Origin of the sequence: Mesorhizobium sp. M7A.F.Ca.US.008.03.1.1 (genome assembly GCF_003997495.1) — a bacterium.
In the GTDB taxonomy this organism is placed as follows: domain Bacteria; phylum Pseudomonadota; class Alphaproteobacteria; order Rhizobiales; family Rhizobiaceae; genus Mesorhizobium.
This window is the reverse complement of sequence record NZ_RZRU01000023.1, coordinates 54,878-78,584: the sequence shown is the minus strand read 5'-3', so window position 1 is coordinate 78,584 and position 23,707 is coordinate 54,878. Positions and strand designations below refer to the sequence as shown.

The following is a 23,707-nucleotide window of genomic DNA, read 5'->3' as shown; positions in this document are numbered from 1 at the left end:
CGTATTTTGCAGTCATGTCCCATGATCATGACCACGACAACGAACTCGATCCGTTTGCCGCCCGCGTGCGGGCGCTGGAAACCATCCTCACCCAGAAGGGGCTGATCGATCCGAGCGCGATCGACGTCATCGTCGATACATACGAGACGAAGATCGGCCCGCGCAACGGTGCCAGGGTGGTGGCCAAGGCCTGGAGCGATCCTGCCTTTGCCGCATGGCTGAAGCGCGACGCGACGGCGGCGATCGCATCGCTTGGCTATACCGGCCGCCAGGGCGAGCACATGCAGGCGGTGTTCAACACGCAGGACACCCATAATCTCGTCGTCTGCACGCTGTGCTCCTGCTATCCTTGGTCGGTGCTCGGTCTGCCGCCTGTCTGGTACAAGGCGCCGCCCTATCGTTCGCGCGCGGTGATCGATCCGCGCGGCGTGCTGGAGGAGTTCGGGCTGACGCTGCCGGCGGACAGGAAAATTCGCGTCTGGGATTCCACCGCCGAGCTGCGCTATCTCGTCGTGCCGATGCGGCCCGAAAATACCGAGGGCTGGAGCGAGGAGCGGCTGGCGGAGCTGGTCAGCCGCGATGCGATGATCGGGACCGGCCTGGCGAGGCAGCCGGCATGAACGGGCCGCACGATCTCGGCGGGCAGATGGGGTTCGGCCCCGTCGCGCCTGAAAAGGACGAACCTTATTTCCATGCCGCGTGGGAAAGGCGGGCGCTCGGCGTGACGTTGTGCGCCGGCGCCATGGGAGCCTGGAACATCGACGAGAGCCGGCATGCGCGGGAATCGCTGCATCCGGCTGTCTACTATTCATCGAGCTACTACCAGATATGGATCAAGGCGCTGGAGGAGCTGTTGAAGCGCCATGGCTTCGTCAGCGAGCGCGATCTCGAGACAGGCACGGCGGTCGATCCGGCAGCGGTGCCGAGACGGGTGTTAAAGGCGGAAAACGTGCCTGATGTGCTGGCCAAGGGCGGTCCTTGTGACCGGCCGGTGGCGCAGCCGGCGCGGTTCAAGGCCGGCGATCCCGTGCGGACCAAGAACTTCAACCCGACCGGCCACACGCGGCTGCCGCGTTACGCACGCGGCAAGCATGGAACGATTGAGGCCGTGCGCGATGGGTTTGTATTCCCCGACTCGAACGCGCATGGCTACGGCGAAAACCCGCAATGGGTCTACACGGTGGTTTTCGAAGGGCCGGAAATCTGGGGCGAGGGGGCCGACCCGGGGCTTGTCGTGTCGATCGATGCCTGGGAGAGCTATCTTGAGCCGGCGTGAGTCGGACATGGCCGATTTGCCGCCGGGCGTCGATGCCCCTGTTTTCGCCGAGCCATGGCAGGCCGAAGCCTTTGCCATGACGGTTGCGCTGCACGACAAGGGCCTGTTTTCGTGGAGCGAGTGGGCGCAGGCGCTGTCGAGCGAAGTGAAGAAGCCCGGTGCTGCTGCCGACGGCCACGATTATTACGAACATTGGTTGGCGGCACTGGAAAGCCTGCTTATTTCAAAAGGGCTGGCAGCCAGAGCCGATGTCGACGCGATGGCTGAAGCCTGGGAGCGCGCCGCACACGCCACCCCGCACGGCAAGCCGATCCTGCTGGAGAACGATCCCCGGCAGATCCGATAAAGGTGTGGGGTGGATTTGTCTGTTCCCTTTACGTTCTTGTCCGTGCCTGATAGCCTGACCCGTCGGCGGCGCTGAAGCGTCCCGACGCATCGATGGTGGTGGCAGCTGTCTTGTCTTTCCCTTGCGAATCCGGTCTCTCGCGCTGATGGAATTCTCTCCCCAACAGGACGAGGCGTTGCAAGCCGTCGCCCGCTGGCTGAAGACCGGCCAGCCGCAGCTTTTTCGGCTGTTCGGCTATGCCGGCACCGGCAAGACGACGCTGGCGCGCTATTTCGCCGAACATGTCGACGGCCAGGTGCAGTTCGCCGCTTTCACCGGCAAGGCGGCGCAAGTTCTGCGCTCCAAGGGAGCGGTCAATGCGCGGACCATCCATTCGCTGATCTATCGGCCGAAGGGCGAGGAATCGGTATCGGACGAGGTCACCGGCAAGACCTCGATGTCGCCGACCTTCTCGCTCAACCGTCAGAGCCCGATCTCGCGGGCCAAGCTGGTCGTCATCGACGAATGTTCGATGGTCGACGAGCAGCTCGGCCGCGACCTGATGAGTTTCGGCACGCCGATCCTGGTGCTCGGCGACCCAGGCCAGTTGCCGCCGATCTCGGGTGGCGGCTTCTTCACCGACCATGAGCCCGACTTCCTGCTCACCGAAATCCACCGGCAGGCGCGCGACAACCCGATCCTGCGGCTGGCTCTCGATGTGCGCGAGGGCCGCGAGTTCATGCGGGGCGACTATGGCACGGCGCAAGTCATCGGCAAGGAAGACGTTACCCAGGAGCTGGTGCTCAAGGCGGACCAGGTGCTGGTCGGCACCAACCGCACGCGGCGCCGCTACAATCAGCGGCTGCGCGAGCTCAAGGGCTTCAACGCCGATTATCCGCAGGCCGGCGACAAGCTGGTCTGCCTGCGCAACGATCCGGCAAAGGGCCTGCTCAACGGCTCGCTGTGGAAGGTGATGACCTCGTCGCGCGAGACGGTGAAGCCCGGCATCAACCTTCTGGTGTCGCCGGAAGAGGACGATCCGGATCGCGGCGTCGCCAAGATCAAGCTGCTCAAGGCGGCGTTCGAGGATCCCGATGCCGACATCCCCTGGCAGCAGAAGAAGCGCTTCGACGATTTCGACTATGGCTACGCGCTGACCGTGCACAAGGCGCAGGGCTCGCAGTGGAACGAGATCGTGCTGTTCGATGAAAGCTGGGCCTTCAAGGAGACCCGCCAGCGATGGCTCTACACCGCCATCACGCGGGCGGCCGAGCGGCTGACGATCGTCAGGTAGGGGCGCCGGATGCTGTTGCCCCGATAGGCTGTGCGGCAAGCCACTGCCAGGCGGCAGCCTCGTCCTCCGCCTTGAAATGCCTGATTTCGATGGGCGGTGAGGACGGCAGAAAGCGTTGTGCGTCCGCTATCCAGTCCGGTTCGCCGATGGTTGCGCAACGGCCGACATGTTCCAAGGCATGGATGGCGCCCTGCTTCAGGGTCTCGTCCGCTATGTCGGCCCAGTCGACGCCATCGTGGTCGACGAGGCGCACCAGCACATCGACGCGCGGATGCAGGGCATAGGCTGCCTCCAGCAGCCCGAAAAGATTTTCACCGTCGGCCGCGGAAACGTGCCCGACGACATCGATGGCGAAAAGGTCGTCGCGGCTGGTCTCGAGACGGCGGATTGCCGGCACCTCATCGAGAAAATTCATCGGCGCTTCCTTTCCCGGCTCGTTCGTCAGGGTTGGAACACCCGAAACCCCCAGTCTGTTCCCACCAAAGGCATTACTGTTCCCGTCAAAGGCATTATAGGTGGGCGCGTCGAATGATTTCCGAGGCCGCTCGCATGCCTGCAAAGCTCTCCGTCAACCTCAATGCCATCGCCATGCTGCGCAACCGGCGCGACCTGCCGTGGCCCAGCGTCACCGGCCTCGGCCGCATTGCGCTGTCAGCCGGGGCGCATGGGCTGACGGTGCATCCACGCCCCGACGAAAGGCACACAAGACACTCCGATCTGCCTGAGATCCGGTCGCTGATCGATGACGAGTTTCCGCGCGCGGAATTCAACATCGAGGGTTATCCGACCGAGGATTTCCTGTTGCTTGTGGAAAAGCATCAGCCCGAACAGGTGACTTTGGTGCCGGACGATCCGGCCCAGGCGACATCGGACCATGGCTGGAACTTTGCCACCCAGGCCGCGTTCCTCACACCGATCGTCAAGCGTCTGAAAAAGGGGGGCTTTCGCGTGTCGCTGTTTTCCGATCCGGACCCCGATTGGGTGGCGGCCGCACGCGATGTCGGCGCCGACCGCATCGAGCTCTATACCGGTCCATATGGCAGCTATCACACAGATTCCGCCAAAGCCGCCAAGGAGCTGGAAAGACTGGGAAAAACCGCCGACGCCGCGCTTGCCGCCGGCCTTCAGGTCAATGCCGGGCACGATCTGGTGGTCGGCAATCTGCCGGCCCTTGCCAGGCGCATTCCGGCATTGGCCGAAGTGTCGATCGGACATGGGTTGACAGCCGACGCGTTGGAGTATGGCATGGCCGGCACGGTGGGTCGGTTCCTCAAGGCCTGCGGGTGGTAGCGATGGCAGCCTCGCGTGGCAGGCATGGCTGCCATTACGCGACGGCACTTGATATTGCATTGCAGCAAGCGTAGAGCACCGCGCGCTTATCGGAGTGTCGTCCATGGCCCTTACCAATACTGGTAGTGAGGCAGAACCCGTCGAACAATCGAGCCATTCGGAAGTCGAACAGCACAGCACCAAGGTTCTGATGCTGGGCGCGCTCGGTGTCGTCTATGGGGATATCGGCACCAGCCCGATCTACGCCTTTCGCGAGGCGCTGGTGGCGTCGTCGGGCGGACAAGTCGCCCAGCGTGGCGATATTCTCGGCGTTTTGTCGTTGATCATCTGGTCGCTGACGATCATCGTCACTATCAAATACATCATGTTCGTGCTGCGGGCGAACAACCGCGGCGAGGGCGGCGTGCTGTCGCTGATGGCGCTGGCGCGCGGCAGTTTCCCCAAGCGCTCGGCGCTGATGCTCGGCATCGGCATCGTCGGGGCATCACTTTTCTTCGGTGACGCCGTCATCACACCGGCGATATCGGTGCTGTCGGCGGTTGAGGGCATGAATGTCGTCACGCCGACCTTCCAGCCCTATGTCGTGCCGCTGACACTGGTCATTCTTGCCATGGTATTTGCGGTGCAGCGCTTCGGCACGGGCGGGGTAGGATTGGTGTTCGGCCCGGTGACGGCGGTGTGGTTCCTGGCCATTGGCCTTTCCGGGCTCAACCACATCATCGCGGATCCGGAAATCCTGTGGGCGGTGAGCCCGCACTACATCGTCGCCTTCCTGATAAATTCGCCCGACGTCGCTTTCGTGACCATCGGCGCCATCTTTCTCGCCGTGACTGGTGCGGAAGCGCTCTATGCCGATCTCGGCCATTTCGGCCGCAAGCCGATCGTGCTCGCCTGGCTGTGGGTCGTGTTCCCGTGCCTGCTGCTGAACTATGCCGGGCAGGGCGCTTTCGTGCTGGCCAAGAACGGCGTAGTCGGCCATCCGTTCTTTGAAATGAATGAAGGCTGGACGCTGATCCCGATGGTCGTGCTGGCAACGGCCGCGACGGTCATCGCCAGCCAGGCGGTGATATCGGGCGCCTTCTCGCTGACCAGGCAGGCGGTGCAGCTCAACATGCTGCCGCGCCTGGAAATCCTGCACACGTCGGAGAAGCAGTCCGGCCAGATCTACATGCCGCGCGTCAATCTCCTGCTGGCGCTGGTGGTGATGATGCTGGTCGTCGGCTTCGGTGAGTCCAGCAGGCTGGCGTCGGCCTACGGCATCTCGGTGACCGGCAACATGCTGGTGACCACCGTGCTGTTGTTCGTGGTGATGACGCGGATCTGGAAATGGAAGCTGTGGCTGGCAGTCTCGCTGACGGCGCTGTTCGGCTTCATCGACGTCGGCTTCTTTGCCTCCAACATCGTCAAGGTGTTCGAGGGCGGCTGGGCATCGCTGGCCGTTGCCTTCACCATCGTGCTGGCCATGTGGACCTGGGTGCGCGGCAGCCGCTATCTGTTCGACAAGACCCGCCGCAACGAGATCCCGCTCGATTTCCTCGCCGGCAATCTGTTGAAGAAGAAGCCGCAACTGGTGTCCGGCACCGCCGTGTTCCTCACCAGCGATCCGCTAAGCGCGCCAACCGCACTGATGCACAGCCTGAAGCACTACAAGGTGCTGCATGAGCAGAACGTCATCCTTTCGGTGGTGACCGCGCCGCAGCCGGTGGTGCCCGACAGCGACCGGGTCAAGATGGAGACGGTCAACGAGCTGTTCATGCGGGTAACGCTGACCTTCGGCTACATGGAGCAGCCCAACATCCCGCGCGCACTGGCGATCTGCCGCAAGCAGGGCTGGAAATTCGACATTATGACGACCTCGTTCTTCCTGTCGCGGCGTTCGCTCAAGGCCTCGCCCAATTCCGGCATGCCGGTGTGGCAGGACCGGCTGTTCATCGGCCTGGCGCGCACGGCCGCCGATGCGACGGAGTACTTTCAGATCCCGACCGGCCGCGTGGTGGAGATCGGCACGCAGGTGGCGATCTAGGCATGTTCTTGCGGATCGGCGAATGGACTGTGCCTCACGGCACAGTCCATGTCACTCCGCTTCAGCCGGCCAGCGCGGCCTTGTTGGCTTCGAGGAACTGCTTCAACGTCTTTGGCGTCCTGCCGGAAAGCGTCTCGATCGCGTCCGTCACCATGGCGATGCGGCCGGCGCGCGTGTTGGCGTCGAAGGACACGACCACCTCAGCGAAATCCTCGGGAACGCCTGATGCCTTCACGCCTTCGGTCAAGGCTTCATCCGAAACCTGGACGACATCGAGCGGCTTGCCGGTGACCTCGCTTACCAGGGCGGCAATCTCGGCCGTGGTGTAGGCCTGCGGGCCGGTCAAGGTGTAGGTCTTGCTTTCGTTCGAAACGGCAGCGAGGCCGGCGGCGATCGCTGCTGCCATGTCGTCGCGCGCACCAGGCGCAACGCGGCCGTCGCCGGCGGACGTATACCAGTGCCCCGAGGCGATGGCGTGTGGCAGCCCCAGGAACAGGTTCTCCTGGTACCAGCCGTTGCGGAAGATCGTGTAGGGAATGCCGCTCGCCTTAATGGCCTGCTCGGTGCTGTAGTGATCATCGGCAAACAGGACCGGCGACACTGGCTCCGGATTGGGCATCGAGGTGTAGAGCAGATGCGAAATGCCGGCGTTTTTGGCCGCAGCGACGGCATTTTCGTGCTGCTTCAGGCGCCTGCCGCTTTTGAGATCGAGATCCCCGGTCGAAATGATCAGCACCTTGTCGGCGCCCTCGAATGCGGTTTCCAGCGAAGCCGCGTCGTTGAAGTCGGCGGCCCTGACAACGACGCCGCGCAGCGCCAGATCGGCCACGCTTTCTGGATTGCGTGTGGTCGCGATGATGTTTGCCGGTGGAACTTTGTGCGTGTCCAAGAGATAGTTGATGACGCCGCGGCCGAGCTGGCCGGAGGCGCCTGTAACGAGAAGGGTTTCGGTCATGGAAGATCCTGACGTTGCGCCGCTAGGGCGGTTCTAGTGATGGTCTCAAAAAGAGACCAGCACTAGAATAGGGATTGACCTGGTGCCGTAAAGAAGGCAGTTTTTCGGGAGGTAGGCACACGCAGGGAACCAGCGATGGACGGCAAGGTCATCAATCTGAAAGCGAAGTTGGAGGTCTACAAGGCCATCTCCGGCGGCGGCAATATTGCCAATTGTCCGGTTCGCGAGGTCATCCAGGGGGTGAGCGGCAAATGGAGATCGCTGCTGATGATGGCGCTGGCTGAAAAACCCTATCGATTCGGCGAGTTGCGGCGTCTTGTGCCCGACATTTCGCAGCGCATGCTGACCCAGACGCTGTACGATCTTCAGCGCGATGGCTATGTGCATCGTGAGGTGTTCCCGACCAAGCCACCGAGCGTCGAATACAGCCTGACCGATCTCGGGCGCTCTATGTTCGGCGCCTTTCATCAATTGATCCTGTGGGCCGAACTCAACCATGATGCGGTGCGCGCAGCGCGCGCCGACTTTGATGCGTCCCAAGCTTGAACACCCGCTAAGGCCAGGCTTGAACGACCGCTAAGTCCCAGGATGCGGCTTGATTTCGTCGGGCTGCTGAAGGATTGTCCGGCCAATTCGGCTTTGGGGGCATTGGCATTTCCTACGACATCGCAATAGCAGGCGCCGGGCCGGCGGGGCTGGCCATGGCGCTCTATCTCAAGCGCGCCGGGCATCAGGTCACGGTCTTCGAGCGCTTCGATGAGCCGAAGCCGGTCGGGTCCGGGCTGATCCTGCAGCCGACGGGGCTGACGGTCCTGGCCGATCTCGGCTTGCTTGACGACATACTGGCGCTGGGCGCCCGCATCGACCGCCTGCATGGCGCCGATGCCACGAGCGGCCGTACCGTGCTCGATGTCCGCTACGATGCGCAACGCGGTGGCCGCTTCGGGCTGGCGGTGCACCGCGCGGCCTTGTTCGGCGTGCTCTTCCGCGCGACGCAGCGCGAAGCGATCGCCATCGAAATCGATGTTGAGATCGAGGCCTTGGAGACTGGCGAACGGGCGACGCTGATATGCGGCAACGGACGAAGGGTAGGGCCGTTCGACCTCGTCATCGACGCCAGAGGTTCGCGCTCGAAACTGCGCCGCGCAAGCGCTCCAGGCGAGCCAAGAGCACTCACCTATGGCGCGTTCTGGGCCTCGCTTGGCTGGCGCGGCGACGGGTTCGATGAGCATGCGCTGCTGCAACGCTATGACAGGGCGAGCGTGATGATCGGCGTGCTGCCGATCGGCCGGCCACAGCCGGGTGCTGAAAAGATGGCGGCCTTCTTCTGGAGCCTGAAGCCGTCGGATGCCGATGAGGTGCGCGTCCGGGGTCTGGACGCCTGGAAGGAGAGGGTGGTCCGGCTATGGCCGCAGAGCGAGGCGTATACCAGCCAGATCGACAGTTTCGACCAGCTCTCGTTGGCGCGCTATGGCCACCACACGATGAAGCGGCCGGTTGGGCGGCGGCTGGCCATCATCGGCGACGCGGCGCACTCGACCAGCCCGCAGCTGGGGCAAGGGGCCAACATGGCGCTGCTCGACGCCGCAGCGCTCAGCCATGCGCTGGCGCGGACGCCAAACGTCGAGGCAGCACTGGAAGCCTATGCGAGGGCGCGGCGCTGGCATGTCCGCATCTTCCAGGCGCTGTCGCTGGCATTCACGCCGTTCTACCAGTCGGATTCGCTGGCGCTGCCCTTCCTCCGTGACAGGCTGGTGGCGACGGTGGCAAAAATCCCGCCGGCGCCGCAATTCCTCGCCTCGATGGTGGCCGGCACTGTGATCGATCCGTTCAAGCGGATAGGGTTGACGGAAGCGCGGTGGGATTTCGGACAAAATCCGGGTCATGATACGACCGCATCCTAGAGTTTTCGCATCAGACCGATCCGCATGAACGCTGTCATGTCCATAGTCCGAAAATCGCTAGGCCTGATGCAGGTCGTTGCGTCTGTTCTGGCCACGTCGGTCGTCGCGCTGCCCTTGCCGATGGCGCACGGACAAGAAACAGGCCAGGCCAGTCAGCAGGCTCCAAAAGACAGTGAAACGGCGCTGAAGGCCCGGATCGATGCGGCCTACAAGCTGATGATGGAGGTCGGACGCTTCGACGATGGCTATGCGCAATTGCGGGCAGCCCTGCTCGCTGCCGCCAGAAGCGACCTCTATGAGTTTACGGTCGAGAGTTATTCGAACGCTGGTGCGACGTTCCTCGACAACCAGATTCTCGACAATGCCGAGGAGATATTTGGCGAAGGTCTGAAGACCAGGGCGATGCAGCAGGATGTCGCGAAGCGTGCCGATTTCTATCTCAACTACGCGATGCTGAAGCAGGCCGAAAATGACTATCGGGGCTTCATTGAAATGACCACCATGGCAACCAATCTCTACAATCACTATCATGGTGGGGACTCGCAAGAGCTGATGTTTGCCAATGATGTGCTGGCGACGGGCCTCTCCGCGGTCGGCCACGTCGCTTCCGCGATCAATGTCGAGCAGCGCAATCTGGAGATCGCCGAGCGGGTGCTTGGCGCGAATGATCGTTTTACCTGGAAACTGCAGAACAATCTGGCCGACATGCTGCGCCAGATGGGCGCGCCGACACGCGCCTTGCAGTACGACCTGAATGTGCTCGACAAGCGCACTGGTTATTACGGTGCCAACCATTTCAACGTTCTGGTCAGCGCCAACAACACGGCACAGGACTATCTCGACCTCGGAAAATACGATGAGGCCCTTCGTTATTTCCAGCAGGACCGGGACATCGCGGTCATTCTCAAGCAGGAGGGCAATCTGGTCGAGCAGGCCGACGCATGGCTGCTCTACACCAGGGCGATTTCAGGTGCGCAACCGCTCGACGAGCCGACGCTCGCGCATCTGCAATCGCTGACCGTCGACCAAAGCTATCCAGAGATCCTGGCAATCAAGATCGCCAATCTGCTCGCCGCCCATTTCGCAGCCGTGGGCGACACCGAAAACAGCATGAGCCAACTCGACCGGGCCTACCGTATCGCCGGGACAAAGTTCGGCCTGGCGCATCCGCTGACCTTTGCCGCGCGGCAGGCGATGGCCAATCTCAAGGCGAAGGCGGACCCTGCCGCGGCTGCCGTCGATTTCGCCGCTCTCGACAACGATATGCTGCAGTGGAATTCAATGCAGGTGAGTACATCAGGCAATCGCATAGTCGCCGAGGCCAGCCGTGCGCTGGCCGACGACATGCTCTACGACTACGCGCGGCTGGCGCAGAACAATGCATCGGCTGTGCCGGCGTTCGCCGATGCCGTGCGCCGCTGGCCGACGCTCGAAAATGGCAAGCGGGATACGCTCCGCAAGCTCTTGCGCATGATCGATCCGAACGATGCGGAGACGCGGCACCTGATCCAGAACGCAATGCGGCTGTCTTTCGCCTATCAGGAGGTTGCTTCCAGTGGCGACGGTTCCGACGACAAGGGCGCGGTGCAGATGGAAGAGCTTCAGGCGATGGATGATACGCTCAACGCCAAGCTGGCCGCGCGATACGGCTTCGACAAGATCGCGATGGACAAGCCGCTGCCGGCGGCCGGCACGCTGCTGAAGCCCAACGAGGCGCTCGTTGATTATTTCATCACCCGCAAGTGGCGGGCGGACCGTGAGAGCGCCGATCCGCTGGAAGACGAGCGCCTTTATGCGATCGTCACGCGCAAGGATCAGCAGCCGCGGCTCTATGACCTCGGCGACCCGCGCCGGATCATCCCGGCCGCGCAGGCAACCCGCATGGCAAACCTCAGATCGACCCGTTCCGCGCAGGAGCGCGGCGCTGTGACTTTGGTCGATCTGAACGCCACGTTCACCGGACTCTATGCCGGTCTCATCGCACCTCTGGAGACGTCGCTTCGTGGCGCCGACACGCTTTTCGTGGTGCCGGACGGCAAACTGTTTTCGGTGCCGTTTCCCTTGCTGCAGGACAGCAAGGGCGCGTCGCTTGATGACCGCTTTCTCGTGCGCATGCTGACGCGGCCGGAATCGTTGTTGAACGCTGGCGTCGATCAGAGTTTTCCCAAGACCGGCAAGGCCTTGCTGGCCGGCGGCCTGGATTATGCGCGCGGTCCGGAAAAGGGCGCCGAGCCGCTGCCGGGCACCCGCAAGGAGGTCGACGCGATCGCATCGATCCTGCGCGGCGATCGATACTCGGTCGAGATGCTTACCGGAACGGCGGCCGGCGAACGCGCGCTGCGCAAGGACATGGAGCAGGCGACTGTTGCGCATCTGGCTACCCACGGCGCCTATCGCGACGAGAAAGAGAGCGGCGTTGGCGCCGTCAACGCGCTGTGGCAGAGCGAGGTGGTGCTGTCGCGGTCGGGAAACCGGCAATCGATGAAGCGCGACGATGATGACGGCCGGCTCTACGGCATGGAGCTGATGACCTGGGATCTGTCAGGCCTTGACCTGATTGTCCTGTCCGCTTGCGAGACGGCCCGTGGCCAGGAGACATTCGTCGGCGGTTTGCGCGGCCTGCCGACAGCGATCAACATTGCCGGTGCGAAGCGCTCGCTGCTGACGCTATGGCCGGTGGACGACGCGGGAACCGCCGCCTTCATGGTCAGCTTCTACGACCATCTGGCCGCCGGGCAGACCTATCCGGAAGCGCTGCGCCAGGCCCGTCGCGATGCCCGTGACGGCAAGATATCTGGCGCGCAGGACCCGCGGGTCTGGGCTGCCTTCGTCATGTTCGAGAACTGACGGCTGCGAGCGAATCCGTTCAGGCGGATAGGGCTTGTACAACCGGTTTGACCGGATCGCTTCGGCCAATGAGACGCGACAGGTACGATCCCTTGGCTTGCAGGAAGGCATGCAGGCGCTGCGGGTAGTCCGGCGCAACGGCGTGCTTGATCGACGGGCGTTCACTCAAGGCTTTGCGCCAGGCGCGGACGAGCGGTTTGCCGTCAAGGATGCCGAAATCACCGATCCGGTCGAAGGCATTGAGATAGCGGAAGACCGGACCGTAAACGGCGTCGACCAGCGAAAAGTGCTTGCTGGCGAACCAGGGTCCGCCAGGCTCGTCCGCCAGCTCGGCTTCGAGACGATCGAACATGGCGGACAGCGCGCTGGATTCGCCCAGGAAGCCGGCCTCGGTCGAGGCCGAATAGAACCGGCCTATGGCGTTGAGGGTTGCCGAACCGAACTCGATCCAGGCGCGATGCCGGGCGCGGTCATAAGGGTCGGCGGGGTGCAGCGGATTGGCCTGCGTTTCCTCGAGAAATTCGAGGATCACCGCCGACTCGAAGATGACCGTTTCCGCGCTGTCGTGCTGCACGCGCAGCAGCGGCACCTTGCCGAGCGGCGAGATCGCCTTGAACCAGTCCGGCTTGTTTGCGAGGTCGATATCGACGCGCTCGAACGGCACGCCCTTTTCGGCCAGCGAAATCGCGGCGCGCTGCACATAGGGGCAGAGGTGATGGCTGACAAGAATGAGCTTGTCGGCGCGTTTGCAGATTTCGTGTTTCATCGGATCGGCTTTCCAAGGTTAATGCAATTGCATCTATCTAGACGCGCATGCATTAATCGTCAAGCTTGATGCAATTGCATCTATCGTCTAAGGGTGCGCCATGACCGAGAAAGCCACGCCTTCGCCCGAAGCCATCAAGGCCTGGGCTCGCCTGATGCGCGTATCGCGCCAGCTGATGGAGAGCGCCGAAGAGGCGTTGAAGACCGCCGGTCTGCCACCGCTTGCCTGGTACGATGTGCTGCATGAGCTCGCCGAGGCGGGCGAGGACGGGCTGCGGCCGTTCCAGCTCATCGAGCGCACCCTGTTTGCGCAATACAACATTTCGCGCCTGCTGGCCCGGCTCGAGGCCGATGGACTCGTCGAGAAACTGCCGGTGGCCGATGACGGCCGTGGCCAAACCATCCGCATCGCGGCCCAAGGGCGAGAGACACGCCGCCAGATGTGGGCTGTCTACGGGCGCTCGATCGCCGAACTGGTTGGCGCCAAACTGTCGGCGGATGAGTTGACCATGGTCTCGGCATTGCTCGGACGGTTGCGCCATCCGCCAGCCAGCGACTAGCGGGGCTTGTCGCGCCAACGCCCATCCACTTTACAGATATTTTGCTCTCCTCCTCTTGCGTGTGGCCTTGGAATGCGCAATATGCCGAACCGTAACGTACGGTACGGCATATCGGAATGACCGTGGCCTGACCTTTCGAGAGAAGAGCGTGTTGCACAGCGTGCCCGAGATCGACACCAGCGAAGCGCTGACGGAGCGGCAGAAGGCCGTGCTCGACGCGGCGTTGCGGCTGCTGGTCGAGGAGGGCGATCAATTGACCATGACCGCCGTGGCGCGCCGCGCGAGCTGCTCCAAGGAAACGCTCTACAAATGGTTCGGCGACCGCGACGGGTTGCTGACGGCGACTGTGCAGTGGCAGGCTTCGAAAGTGCGGGTGGCGCCGGTCGACGGCAAGGGGCTCGATCTTGCCTCGCTGACCGCAAGCCTTGAGCGCTTTGCCTCGGATTGGCTCAAGGTGATTTCGAGCGACACATCGATCGCGCTCAATCGGGTGGCGATCAGTCATGCCGGTTCCGGCAAGGACAATCTCGGTGCCGTGGTGCTGGAGAACGGCCGCTTCGCATTGGCCAAACGGCTGAAGCCGGTGCTTGAGGCCGGCCGACGGACCGGGCTTTTGGATTTCGCGGACGCCGAGACGGCGTTCCGCACCTTTTTCGGGCTTGTCGCCCGCGATGTGCAGATCCGTCTGCTGCTCGGCGACCGGCTGGAATTGACTGAGGCGGCGATCGGCGGCGATGCCGCGCGGGCGACGCAACAGTTTCTCGCTCTTCATGGAGCAAAAACCGGGCCGCAGGGCCTCTGATTTGTAAAAACGGGAAGGAAGACAAAAATGCGCGTCTATTACGATCGTGATGCCGATCTCAATCTGATCAAGGGCAAGAAGGTCGCCATCATCGGCTACGGCAGCCAAGGCAGGGCGCATGCGCTCAACCTCAAGGATTCCGGCGCCAAGGAGATCGCTATCGGCCTCAAGGCCGGCTCGGCGACCGCCAAGAAGGTCGAGGCCGACGGGCTCAAGGTGATGAGCGTGGCGGACGCCGCCAAATGGGCCGACCTGATGATGATGGCAACGCCGGACGAACTGCAGGCCGACATCTACAAAAACGAGATCGCGCCGAACATCCGCGATGGTGCCGCTATCGCCTTCGCGCATGGCCTCAACGTGCATTTCGGCCTGATCGAGCCGAAGTCGACGGTCGACGTCGTCATGATCGCCCCGAAGGGGCCAGGCCACACGGTGCGCGGCGAATACCAGAAGGGCGGCGGCGTGCCGTGCCTCGTCGCCGTCAACCAGGATGCCTCGGGCAATGCGCTCGACCTGGCGCTGTCCTACGCCTGTGGCGTCGGCGGCGGTCGTTCGGGCATCATCGAGACCAATTTCCGCGAGGAATGCGAGACCGACCTGTTCGGCGAGCAGGTCGTGCTGTGCGGCGGTCTGGTCGAACTGATCCGTGCTGGCTTCGAGACGCTGGTGGAAGCCGGCTACGCGCCTGAGATGGCCTATTTCGAGTGCCTGCACGAGGTCAAGCTGATCGTCGACCTGATCTATGAAGGCGGCATCGCCAACATGAACTACTCGATCTCGAACACCGCCGAATGGGGCGAATACGTATCGGGTCCGCGCATCATCACCGCCGAGACCAAGGCCGAGATGAAGCGCGTGCTGAAGGACATCCAGACCGGCAAGTTCACTTCGGAGTGGATGCAGGAATATCGCGCCGGCATGTCGCGCTTCAAAGGCATCCGCCGCAACAATGACAGCCACCAGATCGAGGAAGTCGGCGCCAAGCTGCGCGCGATGATGCCGTGGATTTCCAAGAACAAGCTGGTCGACAAGGCGAAGAACTGAGCGAAATCCACAAGCGCTCGAAAACAGCGGCTTCCATGAACAAAAAACGGCGCCACGTGGCGCCGTTTTTTCATTTTGTCGGTCAGTTCAGCTACAGGCCAGCTCATCAATAGGGTGAGTAGCATTGCTGGCGCGGGCCGTTGTAGGGCTGGAAGGTGTTGTCGTAGGCCCGGTACGACCGGTAGCGGTTGTAGCACCATTGGACATGGGCGCTCGAAAGCCGTCCCGCGCGGTAGTAGCGGCGCGGCGCCGGCCGGTCATAGTAGTCGTAGTTGTTGTACATGCTGCCGAGGCCAAGCCCCAGACCAAGGCCGAGAATCGCGGCACTCGCGCCGTCATCGTAATAACGGCCGCCGCGATAGTGATGGCGATGATGGCGCCAACGCCAGTTGTCTCCACCATTCCAGTTACCGCCGCCGCCGTGCCAGTGTCGACGGCCGCCGTCCCAATTGCCCGACCGGCGCCATCTCCAATTGTCGTTGTTGAACTGACGGTTGTTGCCGCCCGCCCAGCTATCGCGGACCGGCGTGACATTCGGCGCCGCCGTGCTGGTGGGGATAGCCATGACCGGCTGCATGATCGGCCCGGCGGCGGACGGTGCCGTGACGCCGGAGAGGATACCGAGTGCTAACAGGCCCGATTTGACCGTGGAAGAAAAGAGCGAATTCATTGCACTCTCCAAGAGTTACAGGCCCCACGCCCACCCGAGGAATGGGGCAACAATGGATGTTTGCATCTGAACGGCGGATGAACGGAAAGGTTCCGTCAACCATGACGCGAAGGCGCCCAGGACCAATCGATCTCAGCTGGCGGTCCTGCGAGCTTGTTTTCCGAAGCACTTGCGGGCAAAGGTCATGGCATGTCGCTGCGCCTTGCCACCTTCAATGTCGAGAACCTGATGAACAGGTTCGATTTTTCCGGCTATCGCAACCAGCTCAACGAGGATCGAACGCTGGCGCTGTTCGATATCCAGAGCGAGGCGGAATACAGGATTCTGGAGCAGGCCCGCGCCATCGCCCAGTCCGACGACACGCGCCAACTGACGGCGCTGGCAATCGCTGCCACCCGGGCCGACATCATCTGCATGCAGGAGGTCGACAACATCGAGGCGCTGAAAGCCTTCGAATACGGCTATCTGTTCAAGATGGTGGGGCAGGGCTACCGGCAGAAATACACCACATCTGGCAATGATTCGCGCGGCATCGACGTGGCCGTGATGATGCGCAATGAGACCGCGCAGGGCCAGCCGATCGAATTCGTGCGCATGACCAGCCACGCCTACGTCACTTACGAGCAGTTCGGACTGCACACGCCGGAACTCGAGGCACTGGGCAATCAGGCCAATGAGCGCATTTTCCGGCGCGACTGCCTGGAGATCGACGTCACCGTGGGCGGCGTGCCGCTGACGCTCTATCTCGTGCATTTCAAGTCGATGGGCTCGCCGCGCAACGGGCTCGACGGGCGCGAGGCGACGATGCCGGTGCGCATCGCAGAGGCGCAGGCCGTGCGCCGCATCATCGAGGAGCGCTTCGGTGGGGACACCGCTGACAAAAGTGGGGCCGCCGACAAACGCTGGGCGATCTGCGGCGACATGAATGATTACCGCCAGCGCGTGAAGGTCGCCGGCGACGCGATCGACGGCTATCGCTTCGAGGTGGTCGACGAAGCCCTGTCCTGTATCAACGTGCTGACAGCAGGCGGCTTCTGCGAGAACGTCGTCGAGCGGCGGCCGGAGATGAACCGCTGGAGTTTTTACCACACGCGCGGACCGGAAGAGCGGCATCTGTGCCAGCTCGACTACATCCTGCTGTCGAAGGGGCTCGCCGCCAGCAACGCGACGGCCGTTCCCGACATCATCCGCAACGGCCAGCCCTGGCGCACCATCTTTCCGCCGGGGCAGGAAGTGGAGCGCTTTCCGCGCGCCGGCTGGGACCGGCCGAAGGCATCGGACCATTGTCCGGTGGCCATCACCCTGGATATGGCTTGAGCTGCGTTAGAGCGCGAGATGAGCTTCGACCTGCCCCGCAATGTCATCCTGCCGGTCGACGCCGTCGACGTCCGGCTCGATCCCGGTCCGCACCCTTTCGCAAGGGACAATGAAGCGGCGATCGCCGAGAACTGGCAGCACGAAATCGCTGCCAATCCGGCGCTGTTCGACGGCATGGTGGTGCTGCTGTCGCAACTGGCCTACCGCGACAGCCGTCTGGTCGGCCGCTGCCATGCGGTCAACTACTCGACCTTCATGCTGTGGCGGAAGCGGCGCGAGAATTCGGGCGCCGAGCATGCCTATGCCCATGCCATGCTGGTGGCCGGCGACAATGCGCTGGTGGCGATCCGCATGGGGCGGCATACGGTCAACGCCGGCCGCGTCTATTTCGCCGCCGGCTCGTTCGAGCCTGTCGATTTTCGCGATGGGCTGGTCGATGTCGATTTCAACATGATCCGCGAGGTGCGCGAGGAAACCGGTCTCGACCTGTCAGGTGCGGAACGCGGCAAGCGATACCACGCCATGTCGACCAACAGCGGCACAGTGATCTTCCGCCGCTATCACCAGACGGCACCCGCCGACGAGATCGCCAGGCGCATCAGTGCCTTCGTCGCCACCGAGAACGAGCCGGAGATCGAGGAGCCCGTGATCATCCGCCATGCCGCCGACTTGCCGGATGGGCTCTCGCCACACATGAAGCCGCTGATCGAGTGGCATTTCGCAAACATGGATTAAGGGCGCGTCTTGTTCTGCGCGTCCTTGCGATCGTTGCGGGCGGCGACGAGGAACAGGATAAAACCGATGCCGAGCAAGCCGCCCATCGCCATTCCCATGGTCCGGCCGACGACTGCCTGGAAATCAGCGGTGACGCGATCGGGATTGGCCATGCCGTAGCGGGCGAGATACCACCAGATGCCTGCAAGGAAGGCCTCGATGATGACCATCGCCAGGATCAGTCGCGCCTTCTTGCTCATCCGCCGTTCCTCCACCCAAGGTCAATTGCCCTAGCATCGCGAACGGTGCGGCGACAGTGGCGGGGCAAGGTGGAAACTTCGAAGGCTGTGCAAAACCGGGTGGGTGCCGGCCGCGTTCCGGCCGGGTCGCCCTATTCGTGCCTGAGCGCGTCGATCGGATCGAGCCTGGCGCCGCGCAGCGCCGGGAAGAAGCCGAACACCATGCCGATCAGCGCCGAAAACCCGACGGCGAGCAGGATGACGGCCGGGCTGGGCGCGAAGGGAATGGTCAGCGTCACCGCGGCGAGGCCGGCCAGCGCCAGCCCGATCAGGATGCCGATGATGCCGCCGAGCAGCGACAGCACCGTTGCCTCGACCAGGAACTGGATGAGGATGTGCTTTTCATGCGCGCCGATGGCGAGCCTGATGCCGATCTCGCGCGTTCGCTCGGTGACCGACACCAGCATGATGTTCATGATGCCGATGCCCCCGACCAGCAGGCTGACGCCGGCGACCGCGCCCAGCATGCCGGTCATGGTGGTGGTGGCGCTGGCCATGGCGTCGGCGATCTGGGTCATGTCGCGGATGGCGAAATCGCTTTCGCGGTCCGGCGTGATGCGGCGCGCATCGCGCAAAATATCCTCGACGCGCGGCTGCAATTCGCTGGTCGGCGTGCGGTCGTCGGCGGCGATGTAGATGTTGTCGATGTCGCGGTTGCCGGCGATGCGGCGCTGATAGGCATGCAGCGGCATCAGCACGACATTGTCCTGGTCCTGGCCGAAGCCGGTATAGCCCTTGGGCTCGAGCAAGCCGATGATCTTGCAGGAGGTGCGGTTGACGCGGATGATCTCGCCCTCCGGATCGCCGGCGCCGAAGAATTGCTGGCGCACCGTCTCGCCGATCAGGCACACGCCGGTGCCCGAGCGGGTTTCGGAATCGCTGAACGGGCGGCCCGACACCAGCTTCCAGTCGCGTGCGTCGAGATAGGCGCTGTCGGTGCCGGTGACGCCCGAGGTCAGGCTCTCGGTGCCGAAGATGACGCGGACCTGCTTTTGCGAAGCCGGCGAAATCGCGCGCGCACCGCTGAGATGCGCAACGAGTGCTGCCAGGTCCTTTTCGGCCAGCGGACGAACCGCCTGATCGAGCCCGCCCGGAGCGCCTGGGCCGGCCGGGCGGCCTGAGCGGACCACCAGCAGATTGCTGCCGAGCTTGGAGATGTCGGCCTTGACCTTTTGCGTGGTGCCGGAGCCGATGGTGAGCATGGCAATGACGGCGGCAACGCCGATGACGATGCCGAGCAAGGTCAGGAACGAGCGCAGCACGTTGCGGCGGATCGAGCGGAGCGAGAGGCGGACGGTTTCCCAGATCATGGTTATGCCATTTCCAGGTTCGCGGTGTCAGAAGCGACGTGGCCGTCGAGGAAGCGGATGGTGCGCTCGGCATATTCGGCGACGTCGGCCTCATGCGTGACCATGGCGATGGTCAGGCCAAGCTCGGTGTTGAGCCGGGTCAGCAACTCCATGATCTCGTGCGTGCGCGCGGTGTCGAGATTGCCGGTCGGCTCGTCGGCGACAAGCAGGGTCGGGCGGGTGACGATGGCGCGTGCGATCGCCACGCGCTGCTGCTGTCCGCCGGAGAGTTCTGCCGGCGTGTGGTGCTCGCGGCCGACAAGGCCGACCTCCGCCAACGCCTGCATGGCAAGGTCGCGGCGCTCGCGCGCGGCAACACCGCGATAGATCAGCGGCAGTTCGACATTTTCGGCTGCCGTGGTGCGGGCCAGCAGATTGTAACCCTGAAAGACGAAACCGACATAGAGGTTGCGCAGCATGGCACGGCGGTTGCGGTCGAGGCGGCCGGCGTCGATGCCCATGAAGGAATAGGTTCCGGCCGTCGGCGTGTCGAGGCAGCCGATGATGTTCATCGCGGTCGACTTGCCGGAGCCGGACGGACCCATGATGGCGACGAATTCGCCGCGCCCGATCGCAAGGTCGACGCCGGCCAGCGCATGCACCTTGGCCTCGCCCTGGCCATAGCTCTTCCAGACCTTGTCGAAGGTGATGAGGGTCGCGCCCGCAGCCACGGTATCAGCTCCGCTGCTGCGACGCGGTGATGACCTGCGCGCCTTCGTCCAGGCCCGATATGATCTCGGTCAGTTCGCCGTCGGTCGAGCCGATCTTGACGTTCACCGGGCGCGGACGGCCGTTCTCCAGCACGTACAGGGTGCGCGAGCCATCGGTGGGCACTGTGGCGGCCTGGCGCTGGCGATTGCCGCCGGGGCGGCCCATGCGGCCGGTGAACAGGTCGCTGAGGCTCCAGCCACGGGCGGCCTGTTGCGCCGGGCGATAACGGAAGGCGGTGGCCGGCACGGTGAGCACGCCCTTGGCCTGCTTGGTGACGACCGAAACGGTGGCGGTCATGCCGGGCCGCAGCAACAGCTCGTTGTTGTCGACCTCGAGCCGCGCATTGTAGGTGACGACGCCGTCGGTGGTGACGGAGGCATAAGAGATGTCGCGGATCTCGGCATCGAACGGCCGCTCCGGGAAGGCATCGACTGTGAAGCGGGCGTGCTGGCCGGACTTGACCGCGCCGATGTCGGCCTCGTCGACCGCCGCCACCAGTTCCATGTTCCTAAGATCGGCGGCGATGATGAACAGCACCGGAGCCTGCAGGGAGGAGGCGACCGTCTGGCCGGGATCGACCGAGCGCGTCAGCACGATGCCGTCGATCGGCGCATAGATGGTGCTCTTGGCAAGGTCGGTCTGCTGCGCCTTGAGGTCGGCCTGGGCGATGGCGAGGTTGGCCTGCGCACTGTCGAGCGCTGCCTTGGAACGGTCGCGCGTGGCGGTTGCTGCTTCAAGCGACTGGTCGGTCGCCATGCCACGCCTGGTCAGTTCGGCGGCGCGCACCAGCGCCTTCTCGTTTTCGGTCAGCGTAACCGTGGCGTCCTCGACATTGGCGGCGGCGGCCTTGGCCGAAGCTTCGGCGCGCTCGATCTGAACTTCGAGTTTCACCGTGTCGAGTGTCGCCAGCACGTCACCCTTCTTGACCTGCTGGTTCTCCTCGACCGAGACCGAGCGGATGATGCCGGACAGTTCGCTGGAAATGTCGACTTGGGTGAGTGGCTGCAGCGTGCCGGTCGCCGACACCGCGACGGTGAGGTCGGCCTTGGCGGCAGGCACTGTGGTATAGTCAATCCTGGCCGGCGAGCCGGCATACCACTGATAGACGCCAAGCCCGGCGACGAGCACGATCAGCGCCAGCAGCGCATAGAGCCAGCCGCGCCGGCGCGACTTGCGCCGCCCCGTCTGGTCGAGCCCAAGCGCCGTCTCGATGGCGGAATCCGATTCCGTCTTTGGCAGATTGACAATCTGGTCCACGCTGGACCCCTATAATGCGCAATGTCCCTATCTGTGCACAGATCAGGCTTACTGGTTCAAATATCAAATTAAATTTCGCCCATGTTTGGATTGAGGCAGGAATGAAAACCCGGAATTACTTGCTTTACGATGTGTTTACGACCGAGCGACTGGCCGGCAATCCTTTGGCTGTCGTGCTGGACAGCAAGGGATTGGACACGGCCGCGATGCAGGCCATCGCGCGCGAATTCAACCTGTCCGAATCGGTGTTCGTGCTGCCGCCGGACAATCCCAAGCACAAAAACCGCATTCGCATCTTCACGCCCGACTATGAAATGCCGTTCGCCGGCCATCCGACGGTAGGCGCCGCGATCGCGCTGGCCGAACTGGCTGAGGAGGGCGGCGCCGGCATTTTCGTACTGGAGGAAAATATCGGCCCGGTGCGTTGCGCCGTCAGCAAGCACGACGGCAACACCTTCGCCGAGTTCGACCTGGCGAAGCTGCCGGAGCCGCTGGAGCTCGAGGCCGACCCGGAGGCGATCGGTGCAGCCCTCGGGCTGACGCCGCATGAGATCGGCTTCGAGAATCACCGCGTCGCGTTCTGGTCGGCGGGCGTGCCCTACGTCACCATTCCGGTCGCCAATCTCGAGGCGGCGGGCCGCATCCGGCTGGACAATCAGGCCTGGTCGGAACTGGCGCCGCGCAAGAGCGAGTGGGCCTTCGCCAGCCCCTATGTCTATTGCCGCGAGACGGTGAACCACGAGAGCGCCTTTCATGTGCGCATGATCGTGCCCGGCACGCCTTCCTATGAGGATCCGGCGACCGGCTCGGCGGCTGCCGCCTTTGCCGGCGCCATCATGCATTTCGACGCGCCGACCGACGGTATTTCGCAGCTGTGGATCGAGCAGGGGCTGGAGATGGGCCGGCCATCGCGCATCCGCCTCGAACTGACCGTGCAAGGCGGCAAACTAGCCTCGGCGCGCATTGGCGGCAATGCGATCAAGGTGGCGGAGGGCAGACTGTTCGTCTGATCGCGCATTACTGCATCGAGGAAGACCGTCGCTGTTGGCGATCCTTCACCGCCCCCCTCTGTCCTGCCGGACATCTCCCCCTCAAGTGGGGAGATTGGCCGTAACTTCGGATTTCGCCAACTTCGCTGTCCCGCCAAGAGAACGTAAGGTTTCGCCCGGCACCAACAGCTAAAAGCGAGGCTCCAGGCGATTTGTCGGGAAATGATTCCGGCAGGGCTGGACAGGACCGATGGTGGCGGCTATATGCCCGCCAACGCCGGTTTTTGCCGGCCGAGTGGGTGCGTAGCTCAGTTGGTAGAGCAGCTGACTCTTAATCAGCGGGTCCACAGTTCAATCCTGTGCGCACCCACCAAATTCTTCAAAGACTTGGTGGAAAGACCCTGAAATAGGGCGAGAACATAAGACGGCTATCGGACCGTCCACGTCCCGCGATCCCATGGATTGATCAAGCCATGCATCCGTTTTTGCTACCTGTGCAGCTTAAGCTCGACAGGGCAACTCTGCGTGCCAATAGCTTGCTCGAAATACCCAAGACCTTAGGCCTTGGTGTGGTGGGGCGTACCGAGCTTTTGGCCGAGCGCAAGGGTTTTCGTTTAATCGTCGACGACATACCGCACTTCAAGTCGCTCGATGACGCTTGCCTTGATTTGAGCGAATACGTTCACATGTTGCGTTCGGCTCTCGACAACCTCGCTTTCGCGCTAGCAAGGCTCAAGCTAGATCCTCCTGCCATGCCCGGTGCGATCCACTTCCCGATCCAAGAAACCGAGGCCGCGTTTTCCGACAAAAGGATTACAAACTGCCTTTCGCAGATGGAGCCGCAAGCCGCAGAGAAAATTACACAGGTCCAGCCGTTTCAGAGAGGGAAGCATCCAGAAATTGGTGCCGATGGCAAACCTTCCGACGACCCGCTCTTGGTACTTCAGAAGCTGAGCAATATAGACAAACACCGGGTTCCGGCCGTGGCTTTGCTAGGGCAAGTTAAGCAGGATCACAGTCACACCGTTGAGTTCTACTCGGAAGATGACGCTTCGGCCAACGTTCCCCCCGATACGACTGTCGCGGTCGATCCTCTCCGGCCGGGCCTAGTCGTAATGGAGTACAGAACGAATTGCCCGATCAAGTCAGCGACTGGACAATGGGCAGTCGAAGCTAGATTGATGGTCTCAGTCGATGGCGGCTGGCTGCCTTTCGAGCAGACCGTTGGACAACTCGTTTGGTACGCGAACTTGGTTGCAGATCAATTTCGACCTTTCTTCAAAGGCGAAGTTTAACGGACCAGCAACGGCCCT

At 63.0% G+C, this 23,707-nt stretch carries 24 protein-coding genes and 1 tRNA gene; 17 read left to right on the top strand and 8 right to left on the bottom strand.

Annotated features, from left to right (window positions below):
• Positions 1-14: 14 nt before the first annotated feature.
• The 4 genes from nthA to EOA16_RS26180 all read left to right on the top strand — a co-directional run bounded on the left by nthA (position 15) and on the right by EOA16_RS26180 (position 2,895).
• Positions 15-620 (top strand): nitrile hydratase subunit alpha, encoded by a 606-nt coding sequence (gene nthA, locus EOA16_RS26195; protein WP_127260785.1) that lies wholly within the window; start codon positions 15-17, stop codon positions 618-620.
• Positions 617-1,276 (top strand): nitrile hydratase subunit beta, encoded by a 660-nt coding sequence (gene nthB, locus EOA16_RS26190; protein ID WP_127260784.1) that lies wholly within the window; start codon positions 617-619, stop codon positions 1,274-1,276. Before nthA ends, nthB begins: the two co-directional genes overlap by 4 nt.
• Positions 1,263-1,622 carry a nitrile hydratase accessory protein gene (locus tag EOA16_RS26185; RefSeq protein ID WP_127260783.1) on the top strand — a complete coding sequence of 120 codons (360 nt, stop codon included), beginning with the start codon at positions 1,263-1,265 and terminating at the stop codon, positions 1,620-1,622. Before nthB ends, EOA16_RS26185 begins: the two co-directional genes overlap by 14 nt.
• Before the next feature lie 145 nt (positions 1,623-1,767).
• Positions 1,768-2,895, top strand: a complete 1,128-nt coding sequence (locus EOA16_RS26180) for an ATP-dependent RecD-like DNA helicase (protein ID WP_127260782.1) — start codon at positions 1,768-1,770, stop codon at positions 2,893-2,895.
• Here the strand turns inward: EOA16_RS26180 and EOA16_RS26175 are convergent.
• The gene (locus EOA16_RS26175; RefSeq protein WP_127260781.1) at positions 2,888-3,310 is read right to left on the bottom strand and encodes an STAS/SEC14 domain-containing protein; all 423 of its coding nucleotides are present in this window, start codon (positions 3,308-3,310) and stop codon (positions 2,888-2,890) included. The two genes, EOA16_RS26180 and EOA16_RS26175, sit on opposite strands and share 8 nt — an antisense overlap.
• A 134-nt stretch (positions 3,311-3,444) precedes the next feature.
• Here EOA16_RS26175 and EOA16_RS26170 point away from each other — a divergent pair, with 134 nt between their 5' ends.
• Positions 3,445-4,185, top strand: a complete 741-nt coding sequence (locus EOA16_RS26170) for a pyridoxine 5'-phosphate synthase (RefSeq protein ID WP_127260780.1) — start codon at positions 3,445-3,447, stop codon at positions 4,183-4,185.
• Between the two features lie 103 nt (positions 4,186-4,288).
• Positions 4,289-6,208: a potassium transporter Kup gene (locus tag EOA16_RS26165; protein WP_127260779.1), complete on the top strand. Its 1,920-nt coding sequence runs from the start codon at positions 4,289-4,291 to the stop codon at positions 6,206-6,208.
• Positions 6,209-6,269: 61 nt separating this feature from the next.
• On the opposite strand, the gene EOA16_RS26160 is transcribed toward EOA16_RS26165, so the two are convergent.
• Positions 6,270-7,163, bottom strand: coding sequence for an SDR family oxidoreductase (locus EOA16_RS26160; protein ID WP_127260778.1), 894 nt, complete (start codon positions 7,161-7,163; stop codon positions 6,270-6,272).
• A gap of 135 nt (positions 7,164-7,298) precedes the next feature.
• On the opposite strand from EOA16_RS26160, the gene EOA16_RS26155 reads away from it, so the two are divergent.
• The 3 genes from EOA16_RS26155 to EOA16_RS26145 all read left to right on the top strand — a co-directional run bounded on the left by EOA16_RS26155 (position 7,299) and on the right by EOA16_RS26145 (position 11,914).
• Entirely contained in the window at positions 7,299-7,709 is a 411-nt protein-coding gene (locus tag EOA16_RS26155; RefSeq protein ID WP_127260777.1) for a helix-turn-helix domain-containing protein, read from the top strand.
• Positions 7,710-7,864: 155 nt separating this feature from the next.
• On the top strand, positions 7,865-9,067 hold the full coding sequence (locus EOA16_RS26150; protein WP_245456030.1) for an NAD(P)/FAD-dependent oxidoreductase: 1,203 nt from the start codon (positions 7,865-7,867) through the stop codon (positions 9,065-9,067).
• Positions 9,068-9,103: 36 nt separating this feature from the next.
• Positions 9,104-11,914 (top strand): CHAT domain-containing tetratricopeptide repeat protein, encoded by a 2,811-nt coding sequence (locus EOA16_RS26145; protein WP_164754395.1) that lies wholly within the window; start codon positions 9,104-9,106, stop codon positions 11,912-11,914.
• Between the two features lie 19 nt (positions 11,915-11,933).
• Here EOA16_RS26145 and EOA16_RS26140 read toward each other — a convergent pair whose 3' ends face one another.
• On the bottom strand, positions 11,934-12,680 hold the full coding sequence (locus EOA16_RS26140) for a glutathione S-transferase family protein (RefSeq protein WP_127260775.1): 747 nt from the start codon (positions 12,678-12,680) through the stop codon (positions 11,934-11,936).
• Positions 12,681-12,780: 100 nt separating this feature from the next.
• Here EOA16_RS26140 and EOA16_RS26135 point away from each other — a divergent pair, with 100 nt between their 5' ends.
• The 3 genes from EOA16_RS26135 (at position 12,781) to ilvC (ending at position 15,088) form a co-directional block, all read left to right on the top strand.
• The gene (locus EOA16_RS26135; protein WP_127260774.1) at positions 12,781-13,239 is read left to right on the top strand and encodes a MarR family transcriptional regulator; all 459 of its coding nucleotides are present in this window, start codon (positions 12,781-12,783) and stop codon (positions 13,237-13,239) included.
• Positions 13,240-13,387: 148 nt separating this feature from the next.
• Positions 13,388-14,041, top strand: a complete 654-nt coding sequence (locus tag EOA16_RS26130; protein ID WP_127260773.1) for a TetR/AcrR family transcriptional regulator — start codon at positions 13,388-13,390, stop codon at positions 14,039-14,041.
• 27 nt (positions 14,042-14,068) lie between these two features.
• A complete protein-coding gene (gene ilvC / locus EOA16_RS26125; RefSeq protein ID WP_013531065.1) occupies positions 14,069-15,088 on the top strand; it encodes a ketol-acid reductoisomerase in 1,020 nt (339 codons plus the stop codon).
• 106 nt (positions 15,089-15,194) lie between these two features.
• Here ilvC and EOA16_RS26120 read toward each other — a convergent pair whose 3' ends face one another.
• Positions 15,195-15,758: a BA14K family protein gene (locus EOA16_RS26120; RefSeq protein WP_127260772.1), complete on the bottom strand. Its 564-nt coding sequence runs from the start codon at positions 15,756-15,758 to the stop codon at positions 15,195-15,197.
• Between the two features lie 189 nt (positions 15,759-15,947).
• Between EOA16_RS26120 and EOA16_RS26115 the strand changes: the two genes are divergently transcribed.
• Together EOA16_RS26115 and EOA16_RS26110 are read left to right on the top strand one after the other, a co-directional pair.
• The gene (locus EOA16_RS26115) at positions 15,948-17,075 is read left to right on the top strand and encodes an endonuclease/exonuclease/phosphatase family protein (protein WP_127260771.1); all 1,128 of its coding nucleotides are present in this window, start codon (positions 15,948-15,950) and stop codon (positions 17,073-17,075) included.
• 18 nt (positions 17,076-17,093) lie between these two features.
• Positions 17,094-17,810 carry a hypothetical protein gene (locus EOA16_RS26110; RefSeq protein WP_127260770.1) on the top strand — a complete coding sequence of 239 codons (717 nt, stop codon included), beginning with the start codon at positions 17,094-17,096 and terminating at the stop codon, positions 17,808-17,810.
• Here EOA16_RS26110 and EOA16_RS26105 read toward each other — a convergent pair.
• The 4 genes from EOA16_RS26105 to EOA16_RS26090 form a co-directional block, all read right to left on the bottom strand.
• On the bottom strand, positions 17,807-18,049 hold the full coding sequence (locus tag EOA16_RS26105; RefSeq protein WP_127260769.1) for a hypothetical protein: 243 nt from the start codon (positions 18,047-18,049) through the stop codon (positions 17,807-17,809). The two genes, EOA16_RS26110 and EOA16_RS26105, sit on opposite strands and share 4 nt — an antisense overlap.
• Positions 18,050-18,180: 131 nt before the next feature.
• Positions 18,181-19,398 (bottom strand): ABC transporter permease, encoded by a 1,218-nt coding sequence (locus EOA16_RS26100; RefSeq protein ID WP_127260768.1) that lies wholly within the window; start codon positions 19,396-19,398, stop codon positions 18,181-18,183.
• Positions 19,399-19,400: 2 nt separating this feature from the next.
• Positions 19,401-20,108 (bottom strand): ABC transporter ATP-binding protein, encoded by a 708-nt coding sequence (locus EOA16_RS26095; RefSeq protein WP_127260767.1) that lies wholly within the window; start codon positions 20,106-20,108, stop codon positions 19,401-19,403.
• Between the two features lie 4 nt (positions 20,109-20,112).
• Positions 20,113-21,405 carry an efflux RND transporter periplasmic adaptor subunit gene (locus EOA16_RS26090; RefSeq protein WP_127260766.1) on the bottom strand — a complete coding sequence of 431 codons (1,293 nt, stop codon included), beginning with the start codon at positions 21,403-21,405 and terminating at the stop codon, positions 20,113-20,115.
• A 101-nt stretch (positions 21,406-21,506) separates the two neighbouring features.
• Between EOA16_RS26090 and EOA16_RS26085 the strand changes: the two genes are divergently transcribed.
• The 3 genes from EOA16_RS26085 to EOA16_RS26075 all read left to right on the top strand — a co-directional run bounded on the left by EOA16_RS26085 (position 21,507) and on the right by EOA16_RS26075 (position 23,689).
• Entirely contained in the window at positions 21,507-22,415 is a 909-nt protein-coding gene (locus EOA16_RS26085) for a PhzF family phenazine biosynthesis protein (RefSeq protein ID WP_127260765.1), read from the top strand.
• Between the two features lie 276 nt (positions 22,416-22,691).
• Positions 22,692-22,767: transfer RNA gene (locus EOA16_RS26080), tRNA-Lys, on the top strand.
• Positions 22,768-22,867: 100 nt separating this feature from the next.
• Positions 22,868-23,689, top strand: a complete 822-nt coding sequence (locus tag EOA16_RS26075) for a hypothetical protein (protein WP_127260764.1) — start codon at positions 22,868-22,870, stop codon at positions 23,687-23,689.
• The last annotated feature ends 18 nt before the right edge of the window (positions 23,690-23,707 follow it).